The organism is Microbacterium sp. RURRCA19A (genome assembly GCF_900156455.1).
Classification (GTDB): Bacteria; Actinomycetota; Actinomycetes; order Actinomycetales; family Microbacteriaceae; genus Microbacterium.
This window is the reverse complement of record NZ_FTNQ01000001.1, coordinates 1,467,628-1,490,353: the sequence shown is the minus strand read 5'-3', so window position 1 is coordinate 1,490,353 and position 22,726 is coordinate 1,467,628. Positions and strand designations below refer to the sequence as shown.

The following is a 22,726-nucleotide window of genomic DNA, read 5'->3' as shown; positions in this document are numbered from 1 at the left end:
TCGTGAATGGGCTGCTTCCCTGGGGGGAGTGGAAGACATGGGACCTCAATTCGTCGATGAACAGAGGTTATCGGGAAAGGGGTAGTGGAGAAAGTATTCTCGGATTAGCGCGATGTAAACATTGCCCTTTCGAGTATTTCGAGGCTGGACGACCGAGAAAAGTTGCGCAGCCAACCGTCCAATTCGACCGGGACGGTGATCTCAGCGGCTTTCGCAACGGCCTCGGCCAGATCTCCAATGGAGTCGCTGGGGGCCAGATGGCCGGTGAGGCCGGGCGCTATCGCGTCGGCCACGCCGAGCGCGCGGGAGGTCGCCGCACTAGGCACGCCGTAGGCTCCCGCTTCGACGAATACATTGCCGAAACCCTCCGCATAGGAGGGCAGGAGCAGGACCGATCCAGGGCCGGCGTGATCGAACCAGCGATCGACCCACCCGTGCATCTTGACGTCGATGCCCGCCTCCCGAGCGAGATGCTCGACCTTCGACTGCAGAGGGCCGGAGCCGAAGTAATCGATCCCGTCCACGGCTACGCCGAGCTCGCGGAGGCGCGAGGCGACAAGGACGGGGATCTCCGGTTGCTTCTGCGGTACGAGGCGTCCCGGGATCACGAGCCGAAGCGGGCCACGATTGTCTCTTCGGTTCAGGCGTTCTTGGCGTGCCTGCCGTGCCGCGTCGAGATCCACCTTCCCGGCCGCTGGATTAGGGACCACCCAGACCCTCTCCGGCTTCAGGCCGTAGGAGGCAATCGCTTCGGCGGCGACGGGGTGGGAGATCGCCACGTAGGCGTCGGCCCGCCGATACAGGCGGTGCGCGAGGAAGAGCTCTGCGCGATACGACCGGCCCATCCGCGCAGATAGGCCCGACTCGATGTTCCGGCCGCTGATGATGGTCCGCGGGCGAGCGCCGCTCATCACAGAGGTGGCAAGAAGCGACAGCACGTTCCAGTGGGGCATGAGCGAGACGATGACCGCCGGTCGGGTCGCGGACAGGATTCCCGCGAGCTCGCGCACCCGCGCGGGGAAAGTCGTGGATGCCATGGTCCGGACCTCAAACGGCAGATCGCGGGCCGGCACAGCGGATTCGTGCGTCGCGACCACGAGGACGTCACGGCCGGACTCCGCCAGACCCGTAGCCCACTGCCCAGCGACGAACTCGGCTCCGCCTCCGGACAGCCCCGGAACGAGGATGCAGATCGTGTCAGTCATTATCAGGTCGTCCTTCGAGCCGGGGGAACCATTCGGGAAGCGAGCCGACGGACCCGCCATGAGAGATGACACGCGCCGGGATTCCCCCGACGGTGACGCCGTCGGGGACATCGCTGGTCAGGACGGCGTTGGCGCCGATCGCGACGCCGTCGCCGATTGTGATGCCTCCGAATGCGACCGCGCCGGGGGCGATGTATGCGTGCGTCCCGATCGTTGGCACGCCGCCGTCGTGGACGCCGATGTTCGTCCCCGAGTGGATGCGGCACCAGGAGCCAACGCGCGCGCGGTCGTTGACGACGATGCTGCCGAGGTGGGCCACGGAGAGCCCTGGGCCGAAGACCCCAGGCGGGATGGATATTCCGGTGAGGACCGCCCTACGTGCGAGACGCAGTCGGTGGAAGGCGTACAGCACGCGCCCGAGCATCCCGCGGCGTGTCTGGGCATACTCCACACGGCGGAGCAGTCGCTGGTAGGCGAGTTCTGGGTACTTAGGCGCGAGGTAGAAGCGCCAACGGCCGAGCCCATGCGCGGCGAGGTCATCGCGAAGGAACTCGCGATAGTCTTGCCGATCCTCGATGCGGCGCCAGCCCGTGGGTGCCTCGGCGGGTGCGGACGTACTCATGCCGGTGCGAAGGTCTTCCGCGCCCACTCGTACTGCGCACGGAGGCCCTCCTCCAGCGTGAACTGGGGAGCCCACCTGAGAGTCTCGGTGATGCGGTCGGTGCTCCCGCCCGTCCGGAAGACGTCGCCTGCGACCGGTTCGCGGTACTCGACGTTCACGGGCTCGGCACAGATCTCACGAAGGATGTCCAGAACGCCGTTGACGGAGATGCTCGTCCCGCCGGCCACATTGAAGACCGAGCCGGGTGTGCTGTCGATCGCGGCAGCACGTACGTTGGCATCCACCACGTCGTGCACGAAGGTGAAGTCCCGGATCTGCTCGCCGGTGCCGTAGATCGTGATCTTGTCGCCCGTCACGATCGCACGAAGGAAGCGCGTGAACGCCATGTCGGTGCGCTGACCGGGACCGTAGACGGTGAAGTACCGCAACGAGACGGTGGGTACGCCGAAGTTCTCGGCGTACAAGGTGCAGAGGTGTTCGGCCGCGAGTTTGGACACCCCGTAGGGGCTCATCGGCTGCGGTCGGTCAGTCTCCTCCGTCGGATAGCGTTCGGCGTTCCCGTACACAGATGACGACGATGCGTAGACGAAACGTTCGAGCGATGGGGTGTTGCGCGCGGCTTCGAGCAGACGCTGCGTGGCGTTGATGTTGGCGAGGGTGTAAATGCCGAAGTCGGAGCCCCAGGACTTCCGCACGCCGGGCTGACCGGCCTGGTGGAAGATCCACTGCACACCGTCCAGGAGTGAGCCAAGGTCCGCGTCGTTCAGGTCCGCCTCGACGAAGCGGAAACCGTCCGCGGGGATCGATGCGAGGTTGGCCCGCTTGATCGACACGTCGTAGTAGTCGGTGATCGCGTCGATGCCGACTACCTCGTGCCCCTCGCTCAGGAGGCGCCGGGCGAGCGTGTGTCCGACGAAGCCGGCGACACCGGTGATAAGAGCTTTCATGTGCGGGATCCTTCTTGTTCGCTGAGTCGGGGCAAGGTGAGCATGCGCTCCACGAGCGTGGGGGCGTCCAGCTCGGCGACGGCCGCGGTCACGTGCGCGCGGTCGATCGATTTCGCCCGAAGCAGCGCTGCCGCGAGGTTCGCCGCGTCGCGGTCGCAGGTGAACCCCGTGACGCCGTCCACGACGATGCCTCCGGTGTCGCTTCCCTGCGTCACCACGGCGGGCAGGCCGGAGGCCATGGCCTCGACGAGGACTCGGGGATACCCTTCGTATCCGGCAAAGGACGTCATCAAGAAGAGATCGGCCTCCGACATCCGACGCGCGACATCCTCCGGCTTTACACGCCCGTGGAGGTGCACGCGGTCGCGGATGCCTTCAGGAAGGTCTGCGACGACCGACGCCACTTCGTCCGCGAGTGTCCCGGAGCCAAGCAGGTGCAGACTCCATGGGGAGTCGGGGTCGGCTTTCGCAACCGCTTCGAGGACTCGGACAGCGAGCTGCGGGTCCTTCGGCACCTCCAAGCGACCGACCCAGAGAATGGCGTGACTGTCCGTGTGTGGCCCGTTGGGGATGATGAGGGCGGGGTCGTACCAGGTGGGAGAGAACACCGCTTGGTCGTTCCAGCGGCGCACGATCTCCGTGTATGCCTCATTGAAGACAACGATCGAGGCGGCCTTCGTGACCACGCGGCGCTCGAGGCGTTGGTGGGCGCCGCCCAGGAAGCGCCAAAATGAATCGGAGGTCCGGCCGACGAGACCGTTCTCCTGAGTGTGGATGCAGTAGAGCTGCGGAGCGCGGAAGACCAGGTCCAGAACTGCTGCGGTGTCCATGCGATGCACCTGCAGGACCCGGTGTCGCGGCAATGCACGCCGGTGGCGCAGAAGACCACTCACGACCCGGACGGCGTGCGGGATGCGCCGCGCCTGATCTGCGGGGTCCAGCACGGTGACGGGGAGGAACCAGAACTCCTGCACACCCATGCGATGGCGTTCCCATTGCCCGACCTTGCGACCGGCAGGTCCGCTGCCGGTATCCACACCGGCGACGGCAACGTGATAACCCTCGGGGATGTAACGGCATACTCCTCGGAGGCAAGTGTCGATGCCTCCGGGAGACGGACGTGCGGGATCGAACTGGTGGACAATCAGACGGTCGACCTGGGAGGGGGGCGGCGAGAAATCCAGGAAGGTCATGAACCGGTGGTCCTTTCGGTTTGGACGGCGCGCACTGCCCGATGGGCGGCGCGATCGAGGACGTCCGCGTTACGACTCGGATCGTCGAGATCGAGTTCGACGGCGAGATCTCGATCGGTGAGTGCGCCCGCCAGTTCTCTCTGGTGGTCGTCCACGTGCTCTCCGTGACTGGAGGAACGCGTGGCGAGTACCGGGTACTTGCCCCACTGGTGGGCGAGCAGGACGGATCCCACTCCCGCGTGGCTGATCACGACGTCCGCGCGCTTGACCTCGTTCGACATCGTCTCGAACTCCATATCCGCGAACACGCGACCTGGCAGGTTGGGGCGGGTGGGGGTGATTCCGAGCTGCCAAACGACGTCGTCCGTGGGCTTCAGCGCCGGAAGCACGGCGGCGACCGCCCGGTCGAAGGTGTAGGGGCGAATCGTCCCAAGCGTGACGATCACGCGTCGAGCGCGCTCGGGCAACTCGTAGGGTGTCGATTCCCAGCCGTCCAGAATCGTTCCTTCGAACGGCCAGTTAGTCGAAGCCCACGTCGGCGCTTGGGTCAAGGTGCGAACGCGCGGGGCGAACCGCATGATCCGGCCCGTGAGCGACGGGCCGTGGAATCGGGCCACGCTCTCGACGTAGAACGAGGGGACGCCCGATAGAGCGGCTAGCGGAACGGCGAGGCCGGCCACCGCCGATCCGGTGCTGATACAGGCGTCGAATCGTTCGTTGCGCAGGAGCGACGAAACGGTGCGGGCGGCTTTGGCGCTGGCCACGAGATCTCGTGGTGCCACGTAAGGGACGTACGTACGGTTCTTGCCATCGAGTAGGGAGCGCGTTTGCGCGTTGTCGAACGTCACCCAACGGGAGTCCGGGGACGAACTCACAACGGAATCGATCGCTGCGGCCTCCGCAATGTGTCCCCCGGAGGCGGCGATCCAGAGGATCTTCGAGTGGTGGGGAAGAGAGTCAAAGATCGGAGGCTCCCGCGGGTGTGGATCGGTGTGGGGAGGCGTGTTCGACCATCTCGACCCGCCCCCGGTGAATCCACGCTATCCGTCTCGGCTCGCCGGAAACGGCGTTTAACAGTATTTTTACTTTCCGTGCGATGAACGAAACCGGCTCACTCGCGTCCGGAGCGTGTCGGATCGGGGATGAGGAATTCCGCGATCGGCCCCACGGCGCCTGAAATCGTGCCGTAGGACTCGCGGTACACCGCGTCGGATTGCAGGAAGGGGTCGGTGATGTCGAGGTCGCCCGGATTGTCGGGCGGCGGGATCGTCCCGCGCACGCGAGCGGCGAAAGCGACGAGGTGAGCGAGGCGGTCGGAGTCCGTAGCGTGAGTGCCGGACAGCACACTCGCGTCGTTCCGAAAATATTCGGCGATGCGGGCGAATTCGAGAAGTGTGAAGGTTCGTCGCAAGGCAGCCGGACTCACCGCCACGATGGCCTTGCGATGCTCTCGGGTCAACGCCAGGATGAGGTCCGCGTCCCGGACGTCCTGTTCGGCGATCTGGCGGCCGCGATGGCCCGATAGGTCGATGCCTGCCTCCGCGGCCAGTCTGAGCCCCGGCTCCGGCACCGGTTCGCCGATGAGGGCGCCCGTGCCGGCGCTCACGACCCGCACGTCGAGCCCTGCGAGACGCCGCTGCAGATCGACTTCTGCGTAGGGCGAGCGGCAGATGTTCCCCGTGCACACCGTGAGGACGGTGAACGTCACTCGTCCTCAGCTCCGCGTTCGCGTCGCGCTCGGCGGGAGCGTGGCTCGTCGCGACTGAGCTCCTTGTTGTTCCCCGCAGAAGCGTAGGCGTAGGAGCCGTAGCCAGTGCTGTCGGGACCCTTCGCGGGGAGCATGGTGACGATCACGCCGAAGAGGCGGCTGCCGATGGCATCCAAACGGTCGACGGCGGCAGCGAAGTTCGGGCGCTTCGTCGAACCGGAGGCGGCAATGAGGATGACGCCGCTCGCGAATCGCGATACGACCGCGGCGTCGGTGACGAGGAGGAGCGGCGGCGCGTCGATGATGACGTAGTCGAATGCCTTGGACAGGGCTTCCAAGGTGCGCTGCATCGCCTGGCTTCCGAGCATCTCGGATGGGTTCGGCGGTGTCTGTCCGGAAGGAAGCACGAACAGCCTCCCCGTACCCCATTGCTGGAGAACGTCGACGAGTTCGGCACGACCGATGAGAACGTCAGTAAGCCCGACGCTGCCTTCGAGGCCCATGTACTCGGCCACGCGGGGGAGTCGTAGGTCTCCATCGACAAGGGCGACTCTCGCACCCGTCTCGGCGAGGGCAATAGCGAGATTCGCTGCCGTGGTCGACTTTCCTTCGGCCGGTCCGGCGCTAGAGATCACGAACATCCGAGAATCGCCGTCCACGTCCACAAACTGCAGGTTCGTGCGCAGGCTGCGGAACGACTCCGCGCGTGGGTTCCTGGGGTCCGCGTGCACGATCAGAGGGCGCTTCTTCGCCTCTGGGTCGAACGCGATTCCGCCGAGGACGGGCTTGTCGGTGGCTGACTGGATGTCGTGCAGGGAGTGGATCCGGGTGTCGAGCACCGTTCGAAGCACCGCGATGCCGAGGCCGGCGGCCAGACCGACGAGGATGCCGAGACCGACGTTGAGCGGAATCCGCGGAGTTGACGGAGAAGTGGGTACGAGAGCGGGTTCGATCGTTTCGATACGAACGAGGCTCGGTGAATCGCCTTCCGGCTTTGCGAGCTGGTTCACGACGACGTCTGCGAAGTTAGACCCGACCGAATTTGCGATCGCTGCGGCGAGCTCAGGGTCCGAATTGGTCGTCGTGATGGAGATCACGACCGAATTCACCGGCGTGGACGCGTTGATCGACTTCGCGAGCGCTTGCGGCGTGAGGTTCAGGTTCAGATCGTCGATGACACGATCGAGGACCACGGCGCTGTCGACGACGTCAACGAAGCTGGCGACGGCCTGACGGGCGAAGTTCGTGCCCTGCGCGAGTTCGCTCACGCCGGAGGTATCGGTGCGGACTGAGACGTACAGCTGGGTTGTCGCCTCATAGCTCGGTGTCTGAAGAAGCGATAAGCCGTAGGCTCCCGCTCCACCTAAAACCGTCAGAGAGAGGAGCAAAATCCAGTTCCGGTGAAGGATCCGGAGGTAATCGCGTAGTTCCAAGCCTCGTCCATTCGCTGATGGGAATTGGTGCCGTGTACTACAAGTGTGGGTGCGAACGTCGGGGGTATCCTCATGAATATCCGTGTCGCTACGTGCGGCCCTCCGACCACCCTACGTCATCCGGGGATACCCGCCATCCCGGGCCATCTGGAGTGCCAATGAAGGATCTGTCCATTCTGTTCTCGGAGGCTGACCAAAGGGCGGCCAAGACGAGCTCGGCAGGCGCCTTGCACGATCTGGTAGGTCCGCGTGGAGACTCCGTGCCATCCCAGGCGTCATCTCAGGCGCGGGAGCTGGCTGAGTTGTTCCCAGCTGACCCCGAGTCGCCCGCCGCGCTCTCGGGCGCGGATAGGACATCCGGTCCCGACGGTATGTCGGACGGCGCGGACCGACTCATCCAGTTCGTGGGCGCAGAGAGCCGGGCGCGGCGTATCTCACGAGAGTCGGGAGCTCGGGAATGGCTCTCGCCCGATCAGGCAAGGGCCGGAAGTCGTGCGCTCCTGGACCCGACCCGGCGGGGTCGACTCGGTAACTGGCTCAGTGTCAGTGTCGCGGTCCTCGCGGCCGTCGCACTCGTCACCGTCACGGGATTCGCGCTCGTGCAACGCGCGACATCGAATCCGGCCGTTGAGGCGATGGTCAGTTTGCGGGAGCGCGAAGCGGAGTTGCGCAATGACCTCCAGACCTTGCGGACCGCGGCCGGGTTCTACGAAGACGCGGTCGCGGAGGGAGTCAGATTGAGCGACCTAGCCACTCCGATCTTCGCCTCGCTCGCCGGAAAGATGGATGCCGGGCCGCTACAAGCTGCAGAGCAGCAACGTGCTCGCCTGGCGTCGGCCGTAGCGACTCCCCAGGTAGTGGTGATCCCCGAGTACGAAAGGCCCAAGATCAACGAATCATCTCTCGCTTCCGTCGGTAAGGCATTGGACGCCGTTCGAAAAGTGCGAGACATGATCCCATCCCGAATCGAAGCGGTGCGCGACGCCCGCTCGTCGCTGGCCAGCGCTCTCGGGGACTTCCGCAGTTCGCTGCGCGACGTGGGGTCCAACATCGAGTCTGTGGCGGTTGCTCAGACCGAATCGAACGCGGCTGCTGACGAAGGCTTCCGAACAGCTGTGCGGGACGCGGTCAGTAAGCTTCGAGAAGTCCAGCTCGCGGGCGGTGACGGGTTGGCAGACATTTCTGCGTATGCGGAGGCGCTGAACTCCCTCCGTGCCGAGAACGCGCGCGAACTCGGTACATCGGGGACTACGTCCCAGCCATCGAGGAACTCTTCGAGCGGTGGCGGCCAGGCAACCACGCCGCCCGTGAACACAGGCAACGGTGGCAGCGACGGCAGTCAAAGCAATGTGGGCACCACTCAAGGTACGAGCAATTCGACCGACGGCGGTGCATCTACGCCAACCCCCACCGATTCCACCACTAGTCCATCCGTGAGCCCCAGCTTGCCGCCGACTGGGGGATTGCCTGGCGCCGGGACTAACGGCTGACCCGTTCTGCCTCTAGGCGCGTCTAGGCGTTTGGGAAGGGCGGGAAGGTGCAGATGGGTGGCGTGATTGGAGACTGGGTAGCGGTAACGCTCACGCCGACACCCTTGAGATGAGGCCGCTCGCCCCCAAATGTGACGCCGTTCATCGCGATCTGGGCGTGCGATGAACTGACATTCGGCGTGTCAACCTGGACGTCAGACATCGTCAATCCCAATGGGTGATCGCTGTCGAGGCCGTTCAGCCTCATGACGGCTCCGGATGGTGAGTTGGCGGCGGAGAGGCCGGTGATCGAGATGCCGGTGAACCAGGGCTTTGTCTTGCCCTCCAAGCCGAAATAGAAGGGGTCTATATCAATGGGGCGAAGAACCCGATCGATGCACGTGTCGGAGTAGGTCACATTCTCGACCTTTCCGCCGAAGCGCGATGCGCTCTTGATTCGCACGCCGATGGAGGTGGCGCTGGGCGTCCCGAACGCATCCACGCCCGTGATCGTGTTGTCGTGAACGAAGACGTCGTCCACGCCCCCAGCAGTGAGTGCCCCGATCGAGAGGCCATGAGTGCCGTAGAGGTGATTCTCGAAGACGCTCACGTGCTCCGTCCGCTGAGTCGATGCCTTTATGCCGATGCCGTCGTCACCAGAGGAGATGTACGAGTAGGCGATGGTGACGTTCCTGGTCCCGTCGACGTCGAGCCCGTCTGTGTTCCGAGCGGACGCGGGGGTGCGAACGCGAACGCCCCACGCGGTGAATCCATCGCCATTCGACGCATAGACGTGGTATCCCGGCGCATTTCGCAACTCGACGTCAGAAAGCACGACGTTGTTGGCGCCGTCCGTCTGGAGGAGTCGCGGGACGTTCTGAAAGCCGCTTTCGCGTGCAAGTTCGGCGATGTCCCACCACGATTGCGTGCGGCCCCACATCCTCATGCCGCCGCGCCCGTCGATTCGACCGACAGAGCCGTTGGTCGCGGAAACGGACTGCACCCCCACGTTCCGTGCCGTTGAGGAGAGGAACGCGCGGCATCCTCCTCCCGATCCCGCCACGGAGCCACAGTCCGGAGAACCCGCGATCTGGAAGTCGGCCGGGTTGCGCGAGGCATACAGGGTCACATTCGAATCCAGAACAAGCGAGACCCCTTGAGGGATCGTCAATGGGCCACTCAAGAAGTCTTGCCCCGCGGAGGATGTCACCAACTTCACGGCGACTATCGCCTCACTTGCTTGCGCGCACTCGTCAAGCGCCCGTTGCAGTCGATCGGTGTCGGGAGGGCTCGCCTCCTGGTCGTCGCTAGCCACGCCGTCCGGCATGTCGAGTTGCGACGAGATCGTCGCGCAGGTGGTTGTCGGAAGCTCGGGTCGGTGGACGTCACGTCGGTCTCCTGGCCCGGGACCGAGTGCCGTAGCCGCGGGAGCCGGCGTTGTGGATGGCCTCGGATTCGGTGTAGGGGTGCACGCTGAACCCGCGACGAGGACGACGATGACGACCGCCATCGCGAATTCCACCCGCTTCTTCACCGCACGATTATGGATTCGGTACCTGGGCGGCTTCCCTGCGTCAGTGTGGTGACTGCTTAATAGCTCGCAGTGGCATTCGGAGCCTTGGTTTGCCCGGTTTCCTCGGACAGGAGAATCTTCCTAGGGCGGGCCGTGGAGGCGGCGGTAGCGACCAATGTCCGCGGGGCATCCGGGGGCATCTGCAGCCGCGACGCGAGGCGGCATCCTCGCCCCGCAGGTTTCGACGTTGTCCGCGATATATCCGGCCGAGGGCGGCATCGTGTCATGCGGGCGCCACAGCCCGTCCGGGTGAGTGTCCTGGTGAGTGCCCAGGCGGGTGGCCCTAGGGGCCGAGGTACGCTGAGCGTTGGCGTCGGTCTGGCGTCTTTCCGCCCGTCGAGAAGAGGAAGAAGCGGATGGCTGCGAGCAAGAGAGCACTCATCACCGGTGTCACCGGCCAAGACGGAGGGCACCTCGCCGAGCTTCTGCACGCGAAGGGCTATGAGGTCTTCGGTCTGATCCGTGGGCAGAACAACCCGCGCAAAGAGGCCACCGTCGCCGAGTTCCCCTACGTCACCCTCATCGAAGGCGACTTGATCGACCCTACTTCTCTGGTGCGCGCGATCGAGGTCAGCGACCCCGACGAGGTCTACAACCTCGCCGCCATCAGCCACGTCGGGTACTCCTTCAAGAACCCCACGCTGACGGCCGACGTGACGGCCAAGGGGGTTCTGAACGTGCTCGAGGCCGTTCGCATCACCGGCCGCACCGAGCGCACGAAGGTGTACCAGGCATCCACCTCCGAGATGTTCGGCGGCCTGGACTACAACCGTCCCGGCGCCGGGTACAACGAGAACTCACTGTTCCACCCGCGCAGCCCCTACGGTGTCGCGAAGCTGTACGGTCACTGGATCGCGAAGAACTACCGCGAGAGCTACGGGATGTTCGTGTCCTGCGGCATCCTGTTCAACCACGAGGGAGAACGCCGCGGCGTCGAGTTCGTCACCCGCAAGATCACGCACGCCGTGGCCCGCATCAAGCTGGGGCTCCAGCCGAACATCGAGCTCGGAGACCTGTGGCCCAAGCGCGACTGGGGCTATGCCGGCGACTACGTCGAGGGCATGTGGCGGATGCTGCAGCACTCGACGCCCGACGACTTCGTCCTCGCGACCGGCGAGACGCACTCGATCGAGGAGTTCCTCACCCTCGCGTTCGCGGAGATCGGGATCGACGACTGGCGGCCCTACGTGGTGCAGAACCCGGCGTTCCTCCGTCCCGCCGAAGTCGACATCCTGCTCGGCGACCCGTCCAAGGCGGAGAACGAACTCGGATGGCGTCGCGAGGTCGACTTCCCCGGACTCGTGCGGCTCATGGTCGCCCACGACCTGGCGGAACAGGGCCGCTTGCAGAACCGATGACGCAGACGCTCGTCGTCACGGGTGCCGGTGGCTTCGTCGGCGCTCACCTCTGCCGTATCGCGGCGGAGGCCGGCTTCTCGGTCTTCGCCATCGGTCGAGACTCGCCGATCCCGGACTCGCTCGACGGAATCGTCGACGACTACGTCGGTGCCGATCTCACAGAAGAGTGGCCGTCGCAGGCCCCCACGGATGCGGACGTCGTACATCTGGCCGGTCTTGCAGCGGTCGGTGCTTCGTTCAACCGACCGCAGCTCTATCTGTCGGCCAACAGCGCGATGGTCACCCACCTCGCCGAGGCACTCCTGCGGGGCTCGGGCGGGGGGCGCATCGTCGGGGTCAGCTCGGGCGCGGTCTACGCGACCGGCCCCGGGGACTCCTACATCGACGAGGCCGCGTCCGTGGGTTTCTCGTCTCCGTACGCCGTCAGCAAGGTGCTCGTCGAGAACCAGCTCGCGTATTACCGAGGCCGTGGGTTGGACACGGTGGTAGCGCGGCCGTTCAACCATTCCGGTCCGGGTCAGGGACCCGGGTTCCTCATCCCCGACCTCATCCGCCGCATCACGGAGTCGTCTTCGGGCGATGTCATGTCCGTGGGCTCCCTCAGCACGCGCCGTGACTACACCGATGTCCGGGATGTCGCCCGCGCGTACCTGTCCCTCATCACGGCGCCGAGCGTGTCGCATGACATCTACAACGTCGCCTCCGGCACCACGCGATCAGGGAGAGAGATCCTGGCGGCGGTCAGTGCCGCTCTCGGGCACCCCGTGCCCGAGACCCGAGTCGATCCGTCACTCGTGAGGCCGAACGACCCGGCCTCCATCACGGGAGACGCCAGACGGTTGCGGGCTGAGACGGGATGGGCTCCCGTCATCGCGTTCGAGCAGATGATCGCGGACAGCGTGGCCTCCGTCACAGCCTGAGTTCCGAGCGATGTCGTGGAGTACATGGCTTCCGCCGTAGGGGCGCAGTCGGCACAATGGGCCCACCAGCGGAGAATCAGGTCCGTCTGAACGAGGGGAGACCGCCATGGGCGTCGACGACATCATCAACAAGGGCAAGCAGCTGTTCGACCAGAACCGCGACAAGATCGAGGAGGCGCTCAAGAGCGAGAAGGCCGAAGAGGTCAGCGACAAGCTCCTCGACGGTGCCGCGGACGCCGTCAAGAAGATCGTGCCCGCCGAACAGCACTCGAAGGTCGACGAGGTGCGCGAGAACGTCGACGAGTCCATCGGCAACGCCTGACCGACATACATCCCTTCGACGCCGTCCCCGGAAATCGGGGACGGCGTCGTGGTGTTCCGGACCGGGGGCTGAGGATATGCCGCGTGCGACACGCCCGGGTTTGCGACACGCCCGGGCGCCCCGTAGACTATCCAGGTTCCACATTCCGGCGTGCGCTCGGCGCGCGCCAGGATCACTGCCAGGGCAGTGCACAGGCGGCGCGTGAGCGCAGGGTCCTGGGCCGCGGGTAGCAGAACACACACCGAACCCCCTCTTCCTTCACGGGAGCCGCGCGCCTGCGCGCGAGGGGCGGGCCGGAAGCCATGGCATCCGGTTTGACAGCTGAACAGCGGTGCAGCATCTCTCGCGTGAGCGAGGGGAAGTGCCAGGGCGCGAGAGCGCCACCGTGCGTCCGATGCCCTTGGTCGGGTAAGACGCGATAAAGAGAGTGAGCAGACAATGGCGGGACAGAAGATCCGCATTCGCCTGAAGTCGTACGACCACGCCGGACTGGACTCGTCCGCGCGCAAGATCGTCGACACCGTGACCCGTGCCGGTGCCACCGTGGTGGGCCCGGTCCCCCTGCCGACCGAGAAGAACGTCGTGTGCGTCATCCGGTCGCCCCACAAGTACAAGGACAGCCGCGAGCACTTCGAGATGCGCACCCACAAGCGCCTCATCGACATCATCGACCCGACGCCCAAGGCCGTCGACTCGCTGATGCGTCTCGACCTCCCGGCCGATGTCAACATCGAGATCAAGCTCTGAGGTTCGACATGGCTGACATCAACTCCAAGATCTCCAAGGGCCTCCTCGGCACCAAGCTCGGCATGACCCAGGTGTGGGACGAGAACGGCAAGCTCGTTCCCGTCACCGTCATCGAGGTCGCCCCGAACGTCGTGACCCAGCTCCGCTCGGTCGAGAAGGACGGCTACAACGCCGTTCAGATCGGCTACGGCCAGATCGACCCCCGCAAGGTGAACAAGCCCCTGACGGCCCACTTCGAGGCCGCGGGTGTCACCCCGCGCCGCCACCTCACCGAGGTCCGCACCGCGGATGCCGCTGACTACTCGCTCGGTCAGGAGCTCACGGTCGACGGTCTCTTCGAGGCCGGCCAGCTGGTCGACGTCGTCGGCACCAGCAAGGGCAAGGGCACCGCGGGTGTCATGAAGCGTCACAACTTCAAGGGTGTCTCCGCTTCGCACGGTGCGCACCGCAACCACCGCAAGCCCGGTTCGATCGGCGCCTCGTCGACCCCGAGCCGCGTCTTCAAGGGCATGCGCATGGCCGGCCGTATGGGTGGCGAGCGCGTGACCGTCCTCAACCTCACGGTGCACGCCGTCGACGCCGAGAAGGGTCTGCTGCTCGTCAAGGGCGCCGTCCCCGGTGCGCGTGGCCGCATCGTCTACGTCCGCAACGCAGTGAAGGGTGCCTGATCTCATGGCTGACTCGACTCTCGCGCTCGACGTTCGCAAGTCCGACGGCAAGAAGGCCGGCTCCGTGGAGCTGCCCGCCGCGATCTTCGACGTCAAGACGAACATCCCGCTGATCCACCAGGTCGTCGTCGCCCAGCGCGCCGCCGCCCGCCAGGGCACGCACTCGACCAAGCGTCGTGGCGAGGTCTCCGGTGCCGGTCGCAAGCCCTTCAAGCAGAAGGGCACGGGTAACGCCCGTCAGGGCTCGATCCGCGCACCGCACATGACCGGTGGTGGCATCGTGCACGGCCCCAAGCCCCGCGACTACGGCCAGCGCACCCCCAAGAAGATGATCGCCGCCGCGCTCCTGGGCGCGCTGAGCGACCGCGCTCGCGGTGAGCGTCTCCACGTCGTGGAGTCGTTCGGCATCGAGGGTGCCCCGTCGACCAAGGCCGCCGCCGCGGTTCTGACCGCCTTCGGCGCCGTCAAGAACGTCCTCGTGGTCATCGACCGCGACGACGAGCTGACGGTGAAGAGCGTGCGCAACCTCGCGTACGTCCACGTGCTGACCTTCGGCCAGCTGAACGCCTACGACGTGCTCGTCTCCGACGACATCGTCTTCACCAAGGCCGCCTACGACGCGTTCGTCGCCTCGAAGTCCGGCGCCACCGAGGAGGTCTCGGCATGACCGCCGTCAACAAGGACCCGCGCGACATCATCCTGAAGCCGGTCGTCTCCGAGAAGAGCTACTCGCTCATCGACGAGGGCAAGTACACGTTCCTCGTGGACCCCCGCGCCTCGAAGACCGAGATCAAGCTCGCGATCGAGAAGATCTTCGGCGTCAAGGTGGCTTCGGTCAACACGATCAACCGCGTGGGCAAGGCCCGTCGCACCCGCTTCGGCATCGGCAAGCGCAAGGACACCAAGCGCGCGATCGTCAGCCTCAAGTCGGGCACCATCGACATCTTCACGGCAGTCGGCTGACGGTCGGGATAGAGGACAAGAACAATGGCTATTCGCAAGTACAAGCCCACGACGCCCGGTCGCCGCGGCTCGTCGGTGGCCGACTTCGCCGAGATCACCCGATCGACGCCTGAGAAGTCGCTGCTGCGCCCGCTGTCGAAGACCGGTGGCCGCAACAACCAGGGCCGCATCACGACGCGTCACATCGGTGGCGGTCACAAGCGCCAGTACCGTCTGATCGACTTCCGTCGTAACGACAAGGACGGCATCGACGCCAAGGTCGCTCACATCGAGTACGACCCCAACCGCACCGCGCGCATCGCGCTCCTGCACTACAAGGACGGCGAGAAGCGTTACATCCTCGCCCCCAACAAGCTGCAGCAGGGCGACATCATCGAGTCCGGTGCCGGCGCCGACATCAAGCCCGGCAACAACCTGCCGCTGCGCAACATCCCCACCGGTACCGTGATCCACGCGATCGAGCTGCGTCCCGGTGGCGGCGCGAAGATGGCCCGTTCGGCCGGCGCCTCGGTGCGTCTGGTCGCTAAGGACGGCCCCTACGCGCAGCTGCGTCTGCCCTCGGGCGAGATCCGCAACGTCGACGTGCGCTGCCGCGCCACGATCGGCGAGGTCGGCAACGCCGAGCAGTCGAACATCAACTGGGGCAAGGCCGGCCGCAAGCGCTGGAAGGGCGTCCGTCCCACCGTCCGTGGTGTCGCCATGAACCCGGTCGACCACCCGCACGGTGGTGGTGAGGGCAAGACGTCCGGTGGTCGTCACCCCGTTTCGCCGTGGGGTAAGGCCGAAGGCCGCACCCGCCACGCGAACAAGGAAAGCGACAAGCTGATCGTCCGCCGTCGCACCGCCGGCAAGAAGCGCAAGTAGGAGTAGAGGAAGATGCCTCGCAGCCTTAAGAAGGGCCCCTTCGTCGACGAGCACCTGCTTCGCAAGGTCGTCTCGCAGAACGAAGCCGGCACCAAGAACGTCATCAAGACCTGGTCGCGCCGTTCGATGATCATCCCCGCCATGCTGGGACACACCATCGCCGTGCACGACGGTCGCAAGCACATCCCCGTGTTCGTGACCGAGACCATGGTCGGCCACAAGCTGGGCGAGTTCTCGCCCACCCGCACCTTCCGCGGCCACGTGAAGGACGACAAGAAGGGCCGCCGCCGCTGACGCGGGGGCGTAAGAGGAGAGAGAAATGGTGGAGTCCATCGCACGCGTGCGACACATCCGCGTGACCCCTCAGAAGGCTCGTCGTGTCGTCGCTCTCATCAAGGGGAAGCAGGCCGAAGAGGCCCTCGCCATCCTGAAGTTCGCGCCGCAGGGCGCGAGCGAGCCGATCTACAAGCTCGTCGCCTCGGCGATCGCGAACGCTCGCGTCACCGCCGACAAGACGAACGAGTACCTGGATGACGCCGACCTGTACGTGAAGAACGCGTACGTCGACGAGGGCACGACGCTGAAGCGTTTCCAGCCCCGCGCACAGGGTCGCGCCTTCCAGATCAAGAAGCGCACGAGCCACATCACGGTCGTGCTCGCGACGCCGGAAGACGCAGCTGCGGCCCCGGCTCGCGCCAACAAGAAGGCGAGCAAGTAATGGGACAGAAGGTCAACCCGTACGGCTTCCGCCTCGGCATCACCACCGACCACGTGTCGCGCTGGTTCTCCGACTCGACGAAGCCCGGACAGCGCTACGCCGACTACCTCGCCGAGGACATCAAGATCCGTCGCCTGCTGACCACCTCGCTCGACCGCGCGGGCGTCAGCAACATCGAGATCGAGCGCACGCGTGACCGCGTCCGCGTCGACATCCACACCGCCCGCCCGGGCATCGTGATCGGTCGCCGCGGCGCCGAGGCCGAGCGCATCCGCGCCGACCTCGAGAAGCTCACCGGCAAGCAGATCCAGCTGAACATCCTCGAGGTCAAGAACCCCGAGGCGGACGCTCAGCTGGTCGCCCAGGGTGTCGCCGAGCAGCTCTCCGCCCGCGTGGCCTTCCGCCGCGCGATGCGCAAGGGCCTGCAGGGCGCGCAGCGCGCGGGCGCCAAGGGTGTCCGCATCCAGGTGTCCGGCCGCCTCGGCGGCGCCGAGATGAGCCGCTCGGAGTTCTACCGCGAAGGCCGTGTGCCCCTGCACACCCTGCGTGCGAACATCGACTACGGCTTCTACGAGGCCAAGACGACCTTCGGCCGCATCGGCGTGAAGGTCTGGATCTACAAGGGCGACCTCACCAACAAGGAGCTCGCCCGCGAGCAGGCCAACGCGCCCAAGTCGCGCGGTCGTGACGACCGCGGTGGCGACCGTCGTCGTGGCCCGCGCAACGAGGCCCCCGTGGCAGAAGGAGCGTCGGCGTAATGCTCATCCCCCGCAAGGTCAAGTACCGCAAGCAGCACCACCCGGGCCGCTCGGGTCAGGCCACCGGTGGCACCACGGTGTCGTTCGGTGAGTTCGGCATCCAGGCGCTCACGCCCGCGTACGTGACGAACCGTCAGATCGAGTCCGCTCGTATCGCGATGACGCGTCACATCAAGCGTGGTGGAAAGGTGTGGATCAACATCTACCCCGACCGCCCGCTCACCAAGAAGCCGGCCGAAACCCGCATGGGTTCCGGTAAGGGTTCGCCCGAGTGGTGGGTTGCGAACGTCAAGCCGGGTCGCGTCCTCTTCGAGGTCGCCGGTGTCAACGAGGAACTCGCTCGTGAAGCACTGACCCGTGCCATCCACAAGCTGCCGCTGAAGGCACGCATCATCAAGCGCGAGGAGGGCGACGCGTAATGGCGATCGGCACCAAGCAGCTCGCCCCGAGCGAGCTCGACACGTTCGAAGACCAGCGCCTCGTCGAGGAGCTGCGCAAGGCCAAGGAAGAGCTGTTCAACCTGCGCTTCCAGTCGGCCACCGGCCAGCTCGAGAGCCACGGCCGCATCCGTGCAGTCAAGCGCGACATCGCGCGCCTGTACACGGTGATCCGTGAGCGCGAGCTCGGCATCCGCGCCACCCCGGCCCCGGTCGAGGCGACGAAGGCGAAGAAGAGCAAGGCGAAGAAGGCGGATGCCGCCGACGACGCCGCGAAGGAAGAGGCGGAGTAATGGCTACCGCGAAGAAGGCAGAAGCCGAGGCGCAGGTCGTCGGCCACGAGCACGCCGCGAACGACGTCCGTGACGAGAGCGCCCGCGGTTACCGCAAGGCGCGTCGTGGCTACGTCGTCAGCGACAAGATGGACAAGACGATCGTCGTCGAGGTCGAGGACCGGGTGAAGCACCCGCTCTACGGCAAGGTCATCCGTCGCACGTCGAAGGTCAAGGCCCACGACGAGACGAACTCGGCCGGCATCGGCGACCTGGTCGTCATCAACGAGACCCGTCCGCTCAGCGCCACCAAGCGCTGGCGCCTGGTCGAGATCCTCGAGAAGGCCAAGTAAGCCTCGCGGCTTGCTTGGAACCCAAGGAGTAACAAGTGATTCAGAACGAATCCCGGCTGAAGGTCGCCGACAACACCGGCGCCAAGGAGCTGCTGACCATCCGTGTGCTGGGCGGCTCGAACCGCCGGTACGCGGGCCTGGGCGACGTCATCGTCGCCACGGTCAAGGACGCGATCCCCGGTGGAAACGTCAAGAAGGGCGACGTGGTCAAGGCCGTCGTCGTCCGTGTGGTCAAGCAGACCCGTCGTCCCGACGGCTCGTACATCAAGTTCGACGAGAACGCCGCCGTGATCCTGAAGAACGACGGGGAGCCCCGCGGCACCCGCATCTTCGGACCGGTCGGCCGTGAGCTTCGCGACAAGAAGTTCATGAAGATCGTCTCGCTCGCCCCGGAGGTCATCTGATCATGGCGAAGATCAAGAAGGGTGACCTGGTTCAGGTCATCTCGGGCAAGAAGCAGGACAAGGGCGGCGACCGCGGCAAGCAGGGTAAGGTCCTCGAGGTCCTCACCGAGCAGAACCGCGTTATCGTCGAGGGCGTCAACTACGTCACCAAGCACAACCGCGTCGGCCAGTCCCAGCGCGGCACCAAGACCGGTGGCATCGAGACGTTCGAGGCCCCGATCCACATCTCCAACGTCGCGATCGTCGACCCCTCGACCAAGAAGCCGACCCGTGTCGGTCACCGCGTCGAGGAGCAGGTGAAGGACGGCGTCAAGCGCACCGTCCGTGTGCGCTACGCGAAGAAGTCAGGCAAGGACCTCTGAATATGAGCACCGACACTGCCGTGGAGGCTGGCAAGATCCAGCCCCGCCTGAAGCAGAAGTACAACACCGAGATCAAGAAGGCCCTGCAGGAAGAGTTCGGCTACGCGAACGTCATGCAGATCCCCGGTCTGGTCAAGGTCGTCGTGAACACCGGTGTCGGCGAGGCTGCTCGCGACAGCAAGGTGATCGATGGCGCGGTCGAGGACCTCACCAAGATCACCGGTCAGAAGCCCATCGTCACCAAGGCCCGCAAGTCCATCGCGCAGTTCAAGCTGCGCGAGGGCCAGGCCATCGGTGCGCACGTCACCCTCCGGGGCGACCGTGCCTGGGAGTTCGTGGACCGTCTCGTCAACCTCGCGCTGCCCCGTATCCGCGACTTCCGCGGTCTCTCGGCCAAGCAGTTCGACGGCAACGGCAACTACACCTTCGGTCTCCAGGAGCAGTCCGTGTTCCACGAGATCGATCAGGACCGCATCGACCGCGTGCGTGGTTTCGACATCACGATCGTCACCACCGCCAAGACCGATGACGAGGGCCGCTCGCTGCTGCGTCAGCTCGGCTTCCCGTTCCAGTCGGCGGACGCTCAGGCCTGAGCCCCGGGCCCCCGGGATCCCGGGGGCCTCTCATCGAAGGTCGCCTGTCGTGTAACGGCAGTCGAAACCTCATGATCGAAAGAAGCAACACATGACGATGACAGACCCGGTCGCAGACATGCTGACCCGTCTGCGCAACGCGAACTCGGCACATCACGATTCCGTGTCGCTGCCGAGCTCGAAGCTCAAGACGCACATCGCCCAGATCCTCAAGCAGGAGGGTTACATCGCCGACTGGTCCGTTTCGGACGCCCGTGTCGGCCAGACCCTCACCATGACGCTGAAGTACGGCCCGAACCGCGAGCGGTCGATCGCCGGCATCAAGCGCGTGTCGAAGCCCGGCCTCCGCGTGTACGCGAAGTCCACCGAGGTCCCCACGGTCCTCGGCGGCCTGGGCGTCGCCATCCTGTCCACCTCCTCCGGTCTCCTCACCGACCGTCAGGCCGAGCAGAAGGGCGTCGGCGGGGAAGTCCTCGCCTACGTGTGGTGATCTGACATGTCGCGTATCGGACGTCTTCCCATCGACATCCCCGCCGGCGTCACCGTTTCGGTGAACGGCCGGGAGGTCGCCGTCAAGGGCCCCAAGGGCGAGCTCACGCTCACCGTGGCATCCCCCCTCGAGGTGTCGGTCGAGGAGAACCAGGTTCTCGTCACCCGCCCCGACGACGAGCGCGAGTCGCGGTCGCTCCACGGCCTGACCCGCACGCTCATCAACAACAACATCATCGGTGTCACCCAGGGCTACACCAAGGGCCTCGAGGTCGTCGGCACGGGTTACCGCGTGGCGCAGAAGGGGAGCTCGGTCGAGTTCGCCCTCGGCTTCTCGCACCCCGTCCTGATCGACCCGCCCGCGGGCATCACCCTCACGGTCGAAGGCAACAACAAGCTGACCGTGAGCGGCATCGACAAGCAGGCCGTCGGCGAGGCCGCCGCCAACATCCGCAAGATCCGCAAGCCCGAGCCCTACAAGGGCAAGGGTGTGCGGTACGCGGGTGAGGTTGTGCGCCGCAAGGCCGGAAAGAGTGGTAAGTAGCCATGGCTATCAAGACAAAGTCCGCCGCCCGCGCGCGTCGCCACGCTCGTCTGCGCAAGAAGGTCGTGGGTACGGAGCTCCGTCCCCGTCTCGTCGTGACGCGCTCGGCCCGCCACGTCTTCGTCCAGCTGGTCGACGACAGCAAGGGTCACACCGTGGCGTCCGCCTCGACGCTCGAGGTCGACCTGCGTTCGTTCGACGGTGACAAGACCGCCAAGGCCCGCAAGGTCGGCGAGCTCGTCGCCGAGCGCGCGAAGGCTGCCGGCTTCTCGGACGTCGTGTTCGACCGCGGCGGCAACCGTTACGCCGGTCGTGTCGCCGCGATCGCCGAAGGCGCCCGCGAAGGAGGGCTGAACCTGTGAGTGACAACAAGGAGACCGAAGTGACCGAGCAGACTGCACCGACTGAGGGTGCGGCTGGGTCCCAGGCACCCGCCGAGCGTGAGCGCGAGCCGCGCCGCGGTGGTCGTGAGCGCAACACCAACCAGCGCGACCGTGGTTCGCGCGACCGCAACGAGAGCCAGTTCCTCGAGCGCGTCGTGACGATCAACCGCGTCTCGAAGGTCGTCAAGGGTGGGCGTCGCTTCAGCTTCACGGCGCTCGTCGTCGTGGGCGACGGCAACGGTGTCGTGGGCGTCGGCTACGGCAAGGCCCGCGAAGTCCCCCTCGCCATCTCGAAGGGTGTCGAAGAGGCCAAGCGCAACTTCTTCCGCGTGCCGCGCTCGGGCTCGACCATCCCGCACCCCGTCCAGGGTGAGGCCGCCGCCGGTGTGGTGCTCCTGCGCCCCGCCGCCGCCGGTACCGGTGTTATCGCCGGTGGTCCCGTTCGCGCCGTCCTCGAGTGCGCCGGCATCCACGACGTCCTCTCGAAGTCGCTCGGCTCGTCGAACACGATCAACATCGTGCACGCGACTGTGGAGGCTCTGAAGTCGCTCGAGGAGCCCCGTGCCGTGGCCGCCCGCCGCGGTCTGGAGTTCGACCAGGTCGCCCCGGCCCGCCTCGTGCGCGCCGAGGCCGCCGCCCAGAAGGTAGGTGCCTGATGGCCGAGCGTCTGAAGGTCACGCAGATCAAGTCCAAGGTGAGCGAGAAGCAGAACCAGCGTGACACGCTGCGCTCGCTCGGTCTCAAGCGGATCGGCGACTCGGTCGTCCGTCCCGACGACGCGCAGACGCGCGGCTACGTCAAGACCGTCGCCCACCTCGTCAAGGTTGAGGAGATCGACTAATGGCTGACAAGAAGGACGAGACCACCACGGTCGACGCCCCGAAGAAGGCTCCGGCCCGTAAGACGGCCGCGAAGAAGGATGCCGCTCCCGCGGCGCGCCCCGGCGTGCTGAAGGTGCACCACCTGCGTCCCGTCCCCGGCGCCCACACTGCGAAGACCCGTGTCGGTCGCGGTGAGGGCTCGAAGGGTAAGACCGCCGGTCGTGGTACCAAGGGAACCAAGGCCCGCTACCAGGTCAAGGTCGGCTTCGAGGGTGGGCAGATGCCGCTGCACATGCGCACCCCGAAGCTCCGCGGCTTCAAGAACCCGTTCCGGGTCGAGTACCAGGTCGTCAACCTCGACAAGCTGGCCGAGCTCTACCCGCAGGGCGGCGACGTGACCGTCGTCGACCTGGTGGCCAAGGGCGCCGTGCGTAAGAACGAGAAGGTCAAGGTGCTCGGCACCGGCGACATCTCGGTCGCGCTCAACGTGTCGGTCGACAAGGTCTCCGGCTCCGCCGAGCAGAAGATCGTCGCCGCCGGCGGCTCCATCAACTGACGTCACACCCCGAAGGGGCCGGCGGCCGTGTGGCCGTCGGCCCC

Annotated in this window: 32 protein-coding genes; 24 read left to right on the top strand and 8 right to left on the bottom strand. The window is 65.8% G+C overall.

What is annotated here, in order from left to right:
- Window positions 1-104 precede the first annotated feature (104 nt).
- From BW982_RS07215 to BW982_RS07185, 7 genes are all read right to left on the bottom strand, one after another.
- A complete protein-coding gene (locus BW982_RS07215; RefSeq protein ID WP_076491343.1) occupies window positions 105-1,205 on the bottom strand; it encodes a glycosyltransferase in 1,101 nt (366 codons plus the stop codon).
- Window positions 1,198-1,827, bottom strand: a complete 630-nt coding sequence (locus tag BW982_RS17430; protein ID WP_076491980.1) for a serine O-acetyltransferase — start codon at window positions 1,825-1,827, stop codon at window positions 1,198-1,200. The genes BW982_RS07215 and BW982_RS17430 overlap by 8 nt, the downstream gene beginning before the upstream one ends.
- On the bottom strand, window positions 1,824-2,774 hold the full coding sequence (locus BW982_RS07205) for an NAD-dependent epimerase/dehydratase family protein (protein ID WP_076491340.1): 951 nt from the start codon (window positions 2,772-2,774) through the stop codon (window positions 1,824-1,826). Before BW982_RS07205 ends, BW982_RS17430 begins: the two co-directional genes overlap by 4 nt.
- A complete protein-coding gene (locus BW982_RS07200; protein WP_083696543.1) occupies window positions 2,771-3,967 on the bottom strand; it encodes a glycosyltransferase in 1,197 nt (398 codons plus the stop codon). The genes BW982_RS07205 and BW982_RS07200 overlap by 4 nt, the downstream gene beginning before the upstream one ends.
- Window positions 3,964-4,815 (bottom strand): glycosyltransferase, encoded by an 852-nt coding sequence (locus tag BW982_RS07195; RefSeq protein WP_076491335.1) that lies wholly within the window; start codon window positions 4,813-4,815, stop codon window positions 3,964-3,966. Before BW982_RS07195 ends, BW982_RS07200 begins: the two co-directional genes overlap by 4 nt.
- Window positions 4,816-5,078: 263 nt before the next feature.
- A complete protein-coding gene (locus BW982_RS07190) occupies window positions 5,079-5,654 on the bottom strand; it encodes an arsenate reductase/protein-tyrosine-phosphatase family protein (protein WP_254845557.1) in 576 nt (191 codons plus the stop codon).
- Window positions 5,655-5,671: 17 nt separating this feature from the next.
- Entirely contained in the window at window positions 5,672-7,108 is a 1,437-nt protein-coding gene (locus tag BW982_RS07185; RefSeq protein WP_076491330.1) for a tyrosine-protein kinase domain-containing protein, read from the bottom strand.
- A 158-nt stretch (window positions 7,109-7,266) separates the two neighbouring features.
- Here BW982_RS07185 and BW982_RS17690 point away from each other — a divergent pair, with 158 nt between their 5' ends.
- Window positions 7,267-8,598, top strand: coding sequence for a hypothetical protein (locus tag BW982_RS17690; protein WP_139327340.1), 1,332 nt, complete (start codon window positions 7,267-7,269; stop codon window positions 8,596-8,598).
- A gap of 22 nt (window positions 8,599-8,620) precedes the next feature.
- Here the strand turns inward: BW982_RS17690 and BW982_RS07180 are convergent, their stop codons facing one another.
- The gene (locus BW982_RS07180) at window positions 8,621-9,706 is read right to left on the bottom strand and encodes a glycoside hydrolase family 28 protein (protein ID WP_175611049.1); all 1,086 of its coding nucleotides are present in this window, start codon (window positions 9,704-9,706) and stop codon (window positions 8,621-8,623) included.
- An 800-nt stretch (window positions 9,707-10,506) separates the two neighbouring features.
- On the opposite strand from BW982_RS07180, the gene BW982_RS07175 reads away from it, so the two are divergent.
- From BW982_RS07175 to rplO, 23 genes are all read left to right on the top strand, one after another.
- On the top strand, window positions 10,507-11,508 hold the full coding sequence (locus BW982_RS07175) for a GDP-mannose 4,6-dehydratase (RefSeq protein ID WP_076491327.1): 1,002 nt from the start codon (window positions 10,507-10,509) through the stop codon (window positions 11,506-11,508).
- Window positions 11,505-12,428 carry an NAD-dependent epimerase/dehydratase family protein gene (locus tag BW982_RS07170; protein WP_076491324.1) on the top strand — a complete coding sequence of 308 codons (924 nt, stop codon included), beginning with the start codon at window positions 11,505-11,507 and terminating at the stop codon, window positions 12,426-12,428. The genes BW982_RS07175 and BW982_RS07170 overlap by 4 nt, the downstream gene beginning before the upstream one ends.
- A gap of 106 nt (window positions 12,429-12,534) precedes the next feature.
- Complete coding sequence (locus BW982_RS07165) at window positions 12,535-12,750, top strand: hypothetical protein (protein WP_076491321.1); 216 nt, start codon at window positions 12,535-12,537, stop codon at window positions 12,748-12,750.
- 438 nt (window positions 12,751-13,188) lie between these two features.
- Window positions 13,189-13,497, top strand: coding sequence for a 30S ribosomal protein S10 (gene rpsJ / locus BW982_RS07160; protein ID WP_013584016.1), 309 nt, complete (start codon window positions 13,189-13,191; stop codon window positions 13,495-13,497).
- Window positions 13,498-13,505: 8 nt separating this feature from the next.
- The gene (gene rplC, locus BW982_RS07155) at window positions 13,506-14,165 is read left to right on the top strand and encodes a 50S ribosomal protein L3 (protein WP_022878261.1); all 660 of its coding nucleotides are present in this window, start codon (window positions 13,506-13,508) and stop codon (window positions 14,163-14,165) included.
- A 4-nt stretch (window positions 14,166-14,169) separates the two neighbouring features.
- Window positions 14,170-14,832 (top strand): 50S ribosomal protein L4, encoded by a 663-nt coding sequence (rplD, locus tag BW982_RS07150; protein ID WP_076491318.1) that lies wholly within the window; start codon window positions 14,170-14,172, stop codon window positions 14,830-14,832.
- Window positions 14,829-15,128, top strand: a complete 300-nt coding sequence (gene rplW / locus BW982_RS07145; RefSeq protein ID WP_022878259.1) for a 50S ribosomal protein L23 — start codon at window positions 14,829-14,831, stop codon at window positions 15,126-15,128. The genes rplD and rplW overlap by 4 nt, the downstream gene beginning before the upstream one ends.
- Window positions 15,129-15,152: 24 nt before the next feature.
- Window positions 15,153-15,992, top strand: a complete 840-nt coding sequence (gene rplB / locus BW982_RS07140) for a 50S ribosomal protein L2 (protein WP_076491316.1) — start codon at window positions 15,153-15,155, stop codon at window positions 15,990-15,992.
- A 12-nt stretch (window positions 15,993-16,004) separates the two neighbouring features.
- Entirely contained in the window at window positions 16,005-16,286 is a 282-nt protein-coding gene (rpsS, locus tag BW982_RS07135) for a 30S ribosomal protein S19 (RefSeq protein ID WP_022878257.1), read from the top strand.
- 25 nt (window positions 16,287-16,311) lie between these two features.
- Window positions 16,312-16,710 carry a 50S ribosomal protein L22 gene (gene rplV, locus BW982_RS07130; protein ID WP_058623970.1) on the top strand — a complete coding sequence of 133 codons (399 nt, stop codon included), beginning with the start codon at window positions 16,312-16,314 and terminating at the stop codon, window positions 16,708-16,710.
- Window positions 16,710-17,468 (top strand): 30S ribosomal protein S3, encoded by a 759-nt coding sequence (gene rpsC, locus BW982_RS07125; protein ID WP_058230882.1) that lies wholly within the window; start codon window positions 16,710-16,712, stop codon window positions 17,466-17,468. The genes rplV and rpsC overlap by 1 nt, the downstream gene beginning before the upstream one ends.
- Window positions 17,468-17,887 (top strand): 50S ribosomal protein L16, encoded by a 420-nt coding sequence (gene rplP, locus BW982_RS07120; protein WP_013584008.1) that lies wholly within the window; start codon window positions 17,468-17,470, stop codon window positions 17,885-17,887. Before rpsC ends, rplP begins: the two co-directional genes overlap by 1 nt.
- A complete protein-coding gene (gene rpmC / locus BW982_RS18575) occupies window positions 17,887-18,198 on the top strand; it encodes a 50S ribosomal protein L29 (RefSeq protein ID WP_013584007.1) in 312 nt (103 codons plus the stop codon). Before rplP ends, rpmC begins: the two co-directional genes overlap by 1 nt.
- On the top strand, window positions 18,198-18,530 hold the full coding sequence (gene rpsQ, locus BW982_RS07110; protein ID WP_076491314.1) for a 30S ribosomal protein S17: 333 nt from the start codon (window positions 18,198-18,200) through the stop codon (window positions 18,528-18,530). Before rpmC ends, rpsQ begins: the two co-directional genes overlap by 1 nt.
- Before the next feature lie 35 nt (window positions 18,531-18,565).
- Window positions 18,566-18,934: a 50S ribosomal protein L14 gene (rplN, locus tag BW982_RS07105; protein ID WP_013584005.1), complete on the top strand. Its 369-nt coding sequence runs from the start codon at window positions 18,566-18,568 to the stop codon at window positions 18,932-18,934.
- A 2-nt stretch (window positions 18,935-18,936) separates the two neighbouring features.
- Window positions 18,937-19,296: a 50S ribosomal protein L24 gene (rplX, locus tag BW982_RS07100; RefSeq protein ID WP_076491312.1), complete on the top strand. Its 360-nt coding sequence runs from the start codon at window positions 18,937-18,939 to the stop codon at window positions 19,294-19,296.
- 2 nt (window positions 19,297-19,298) lie between these two features.
- Entirely contained in the window at window positions 19,299-19,889 is a 591-nt protein-coding gene (gene rplE / locus BW982_RS07095; protein ID WP_076491310.1) for a 50S ribosomal protein L5, read from the top strand.
- Between the two features lie 91 nt (window positions 19,890-19,980).
- On the top strand, window positions 19,981-20,379 hold the full coding sequence (rpsH, locus tag BW982_RS07090; protein WP_076491307.1) for a 30S ribosomal protein S8: 399 nt from the start codon (window positions 19,981-19,983) through the stop codon (window positions 20,377-20,379).
- Between the two features lie 6 nt (window positions 20,380-20,385).
- On the top strand, window positions 20,386-20,922 hold the full coding sequence (gene rplF / locus BW982_RS07085) for a 50S ribosomal protein L6 (protein ID WP_076491304.1): 537 nt from the start codon (window positions 20,386-20,388) through the stop codon (window positions 20,920-20,922).
- A 2-nt stretch (window positions 20,923-20,924) separates the two neighbouring features.
- On the top strand, window positions 20,925-21,284 hold the full coding sequence (gene rplR, locus BW982_RS07080; RefSeq protein ID WP_022877830.1) for a 50S ribosomal protein L18: 360 nt from the start codon (window positions 20,925-20,927) through the stop codon (window positions 21,282-21,284).
- A 20-nt stretch (window positions 21,285-21,304) separates the two neighbouring features.
- Entirely contained in the window at window positions 21,305-21,961 is a 657-nt protein-coding gene (gene rpsE / locus BW982_RS07075) for a 30S ribosomal protein S5 (RefSeq protein WP_254845535.1), read from the top strand.
- On the top strand, window positions 21,961-22,146 hold the full coding sequence (gene rpmD / locus BW982_RS07070; protein ID WP_013583998.1) for a 50S ribosomal protein L30: 186 nt from the start codon (window positions 21,961-21,963) through the stop codon (window positions 22,144-22,146). The genes rpsE and rpmD overlap by 1 nt, the downstream gene beginning before the upstream one ends.
- Window positions 22,146-22,682 carry a 50S ribosomal protein L15 gene (rplO, locus tag BW982_RS07065; protein WP_076491299.1) on the top strand — a complete coding sequence of 179 codons (537 nt, stop codon included), beginning with the start codon at window positions 22,146-22,148 and terminating at the stop codon, window positions 22,680-22,682. Before rpmD ends, rplO begins: the two co-directional genes overlap by 1 nt.
- Window positions 22,683-22,726 lie beyond the last annotated feature (44 nt).

Excerpts from the sequence above, each read along its gene's own strand:
- BW982_RS07215 (WP_076491343.1), bottom strand. The coding sequence starts at position 1,205 with ATGACTGACACGATCTGCATCCTCGTTCCGGGGCTGTCCGGAGGCGGA.
- BW982_RS17430 (WP_076491980.1), bottom strand. The coding sequence starts at position 1,827 with ATGAGTACGTCCGCACCCGCCGAGGCACCCACGGGCTGGCGCCGCATC.
- BW982_RS07205 (WP_076491340.1), bottom strand. The coding sequence starts at position 2,774 with ATGAAAGCTCTTATCACCGGTGTCGCCGGCTTCGTCGGACACACGCTC.
- BW982_RS07200 (WP_083696543.1), bottom strand. The coding sequence starts at position 3,967 with ATGACCTTCCTGGATTTCTCGCCGCCCCCCTCCCAGGTCGACCGTCTG.
- BW982_RS17690 (WP_139327340.1), top strand. The coding sequence starts at position 7,267 with ATGAAGGATCTGTCCATTCTGTTCTCGGAGGCTGACCAAAGGGCGGCC.
- BW982_RS07175 (WP_076491327.1), top strand. The coding sequence starts at position 10,507 with ATGGCTGCGAGCAAGAGAGCACTCATCACCGGTGTCACCGGCCAAGAC.
- BW982_RS07170 (WP_076491324.1), top strand. The coding sequence starts at position 11,505 with ATGACGCAGACGCTCGTCGTCACGGGTGCCGGTGGCTTCGTCGGCGCT.
- BW982_RS07165 (WP_076491321.1), top strand. The coding sequence starts at position 12,535 with ATGGGCGTCGACGACATCATCAACAAGGGCAAGCAGCTGTTCGACCAG.
- rpsJ (WP_013584016.1), top strand. The coding sequence starts at position 13,189 with ATGGCGGGACAGAAGATCCGCATTCGCCTGAAGTCGTACGACCACGCC.
- rplC (WP_022878261.1), top strand. The coding sequence starts at position 13,506 with ATGGCTGACATCAACTCCAAGATCTCCAAGGGCCTCCTCGGCACCAAG.
- rplD (WP_076491318.1), top strand. The coding sequence starts at position 14,170 with ATGGCTGACTCGACTCTCGCGCTCGACGTTCGCAAGTCCGACGGCAAG.
- rplW (WP_022878259.1), top strand. The coding sequence starts at position 14,829 with ATGACCGCCGTCAACAAGGACCCGCGCGACATCATCCTGAAGCCGGTC.
- rplB (WP_076491316.1), top strand. The coding sequence starts at position 15,153 with ATGGCTATTCGCAAGTACAAGCCCACGACGCCCGGTCGCCGCGGCTCG.
- rpsS (WP_022878257.1), top strand. The coding sequence starts at position 16,005 with ATGCCTCGCAGCCTTAAGAAGGGCCCCTTCGTCGACGAGCACCTGCTT.
- rplV (WP_058623970.1), top strand. The coding sequence starts at position 16,312 with ATGGTGGAGTCCATCGCACGCGTGCGACACATCCGCGTGACCCCTCAG.
- rpsC (WP_058230882.1), top strand. The coding sequence starts at position 16,710 with ATGGGACAGAAGGTCAACCCGTACGGCTTCCGCCTCGGCATCACCACC.
- rplP (WP_013584008.1), top strand. The coding sequence starts at position 17,468 with ATGCTCATCCCCCGCAAGGTCAAGTACCGCAAGCAGCACCACCCGGGC.
- rpmC (WP_013584007.1), top strand. The coding sequence starts at position 17,887 with ATGGCGATCGGCACCAAGCAGCTCGCCCCGAGCGAGCTCGACACGTTC.
- rpsQ (WP_076491314.1), top strand. The coding sequence starts at position 18,198 with ATGGCTACCGCGAAGAAGGCAGAAGCCGAGGCGCAGGTCGTCGGCCAC.
- rplX (WP_076491312.1), top strand. The coding sequence starts at position 18,937 with ATGGCGAAGATCAAGAAGGGTGACCTGGTTCAGGTCATCTCGGGCAAG.
- rplE (WP_076491310.1), top strand. The coding sequence starts at position 19,299 with ATGAGCACCGACACTGCCGTGGAGGCTGGCAAGATCCAGCCCCGCCTG.
- rpsH (WP_076491307.1), top strand. The coding sequence starts at position 19,981 with ATGACGATGACAGACCCGGTCGCAGACATGCTGACCCGTCTGCGCAAC.
- rplF (WP_076491304.1), top strand. The coding sequence starts at position 20,386 with ATGTCGCGTATCGGACGTCTTCCCATCGACATCCCCGCCGGCGTCACC.
- rplR (WP_022877830.1), top strand. The coding sequence starts at position 20,925 with ATGGCTATCAAGACAAAGTCCGCCGCCCGCGCGCGTCGCCACGCTCGT.
- rpmD (WP_013583998.1), top strand. The coding sequence starts at position 21,961 with ATGGCCGAGCGTCTGAAGGTCACGCAGATCAAGTCCAAGGTGAGCGAG.
- rplO (WP_076491299.1), top strand. The coding sequence starts at position 22,146 with ATGGCTGACAAGAAGGACGAGACCACCACGGTCGACGCCCCGAAGAAG.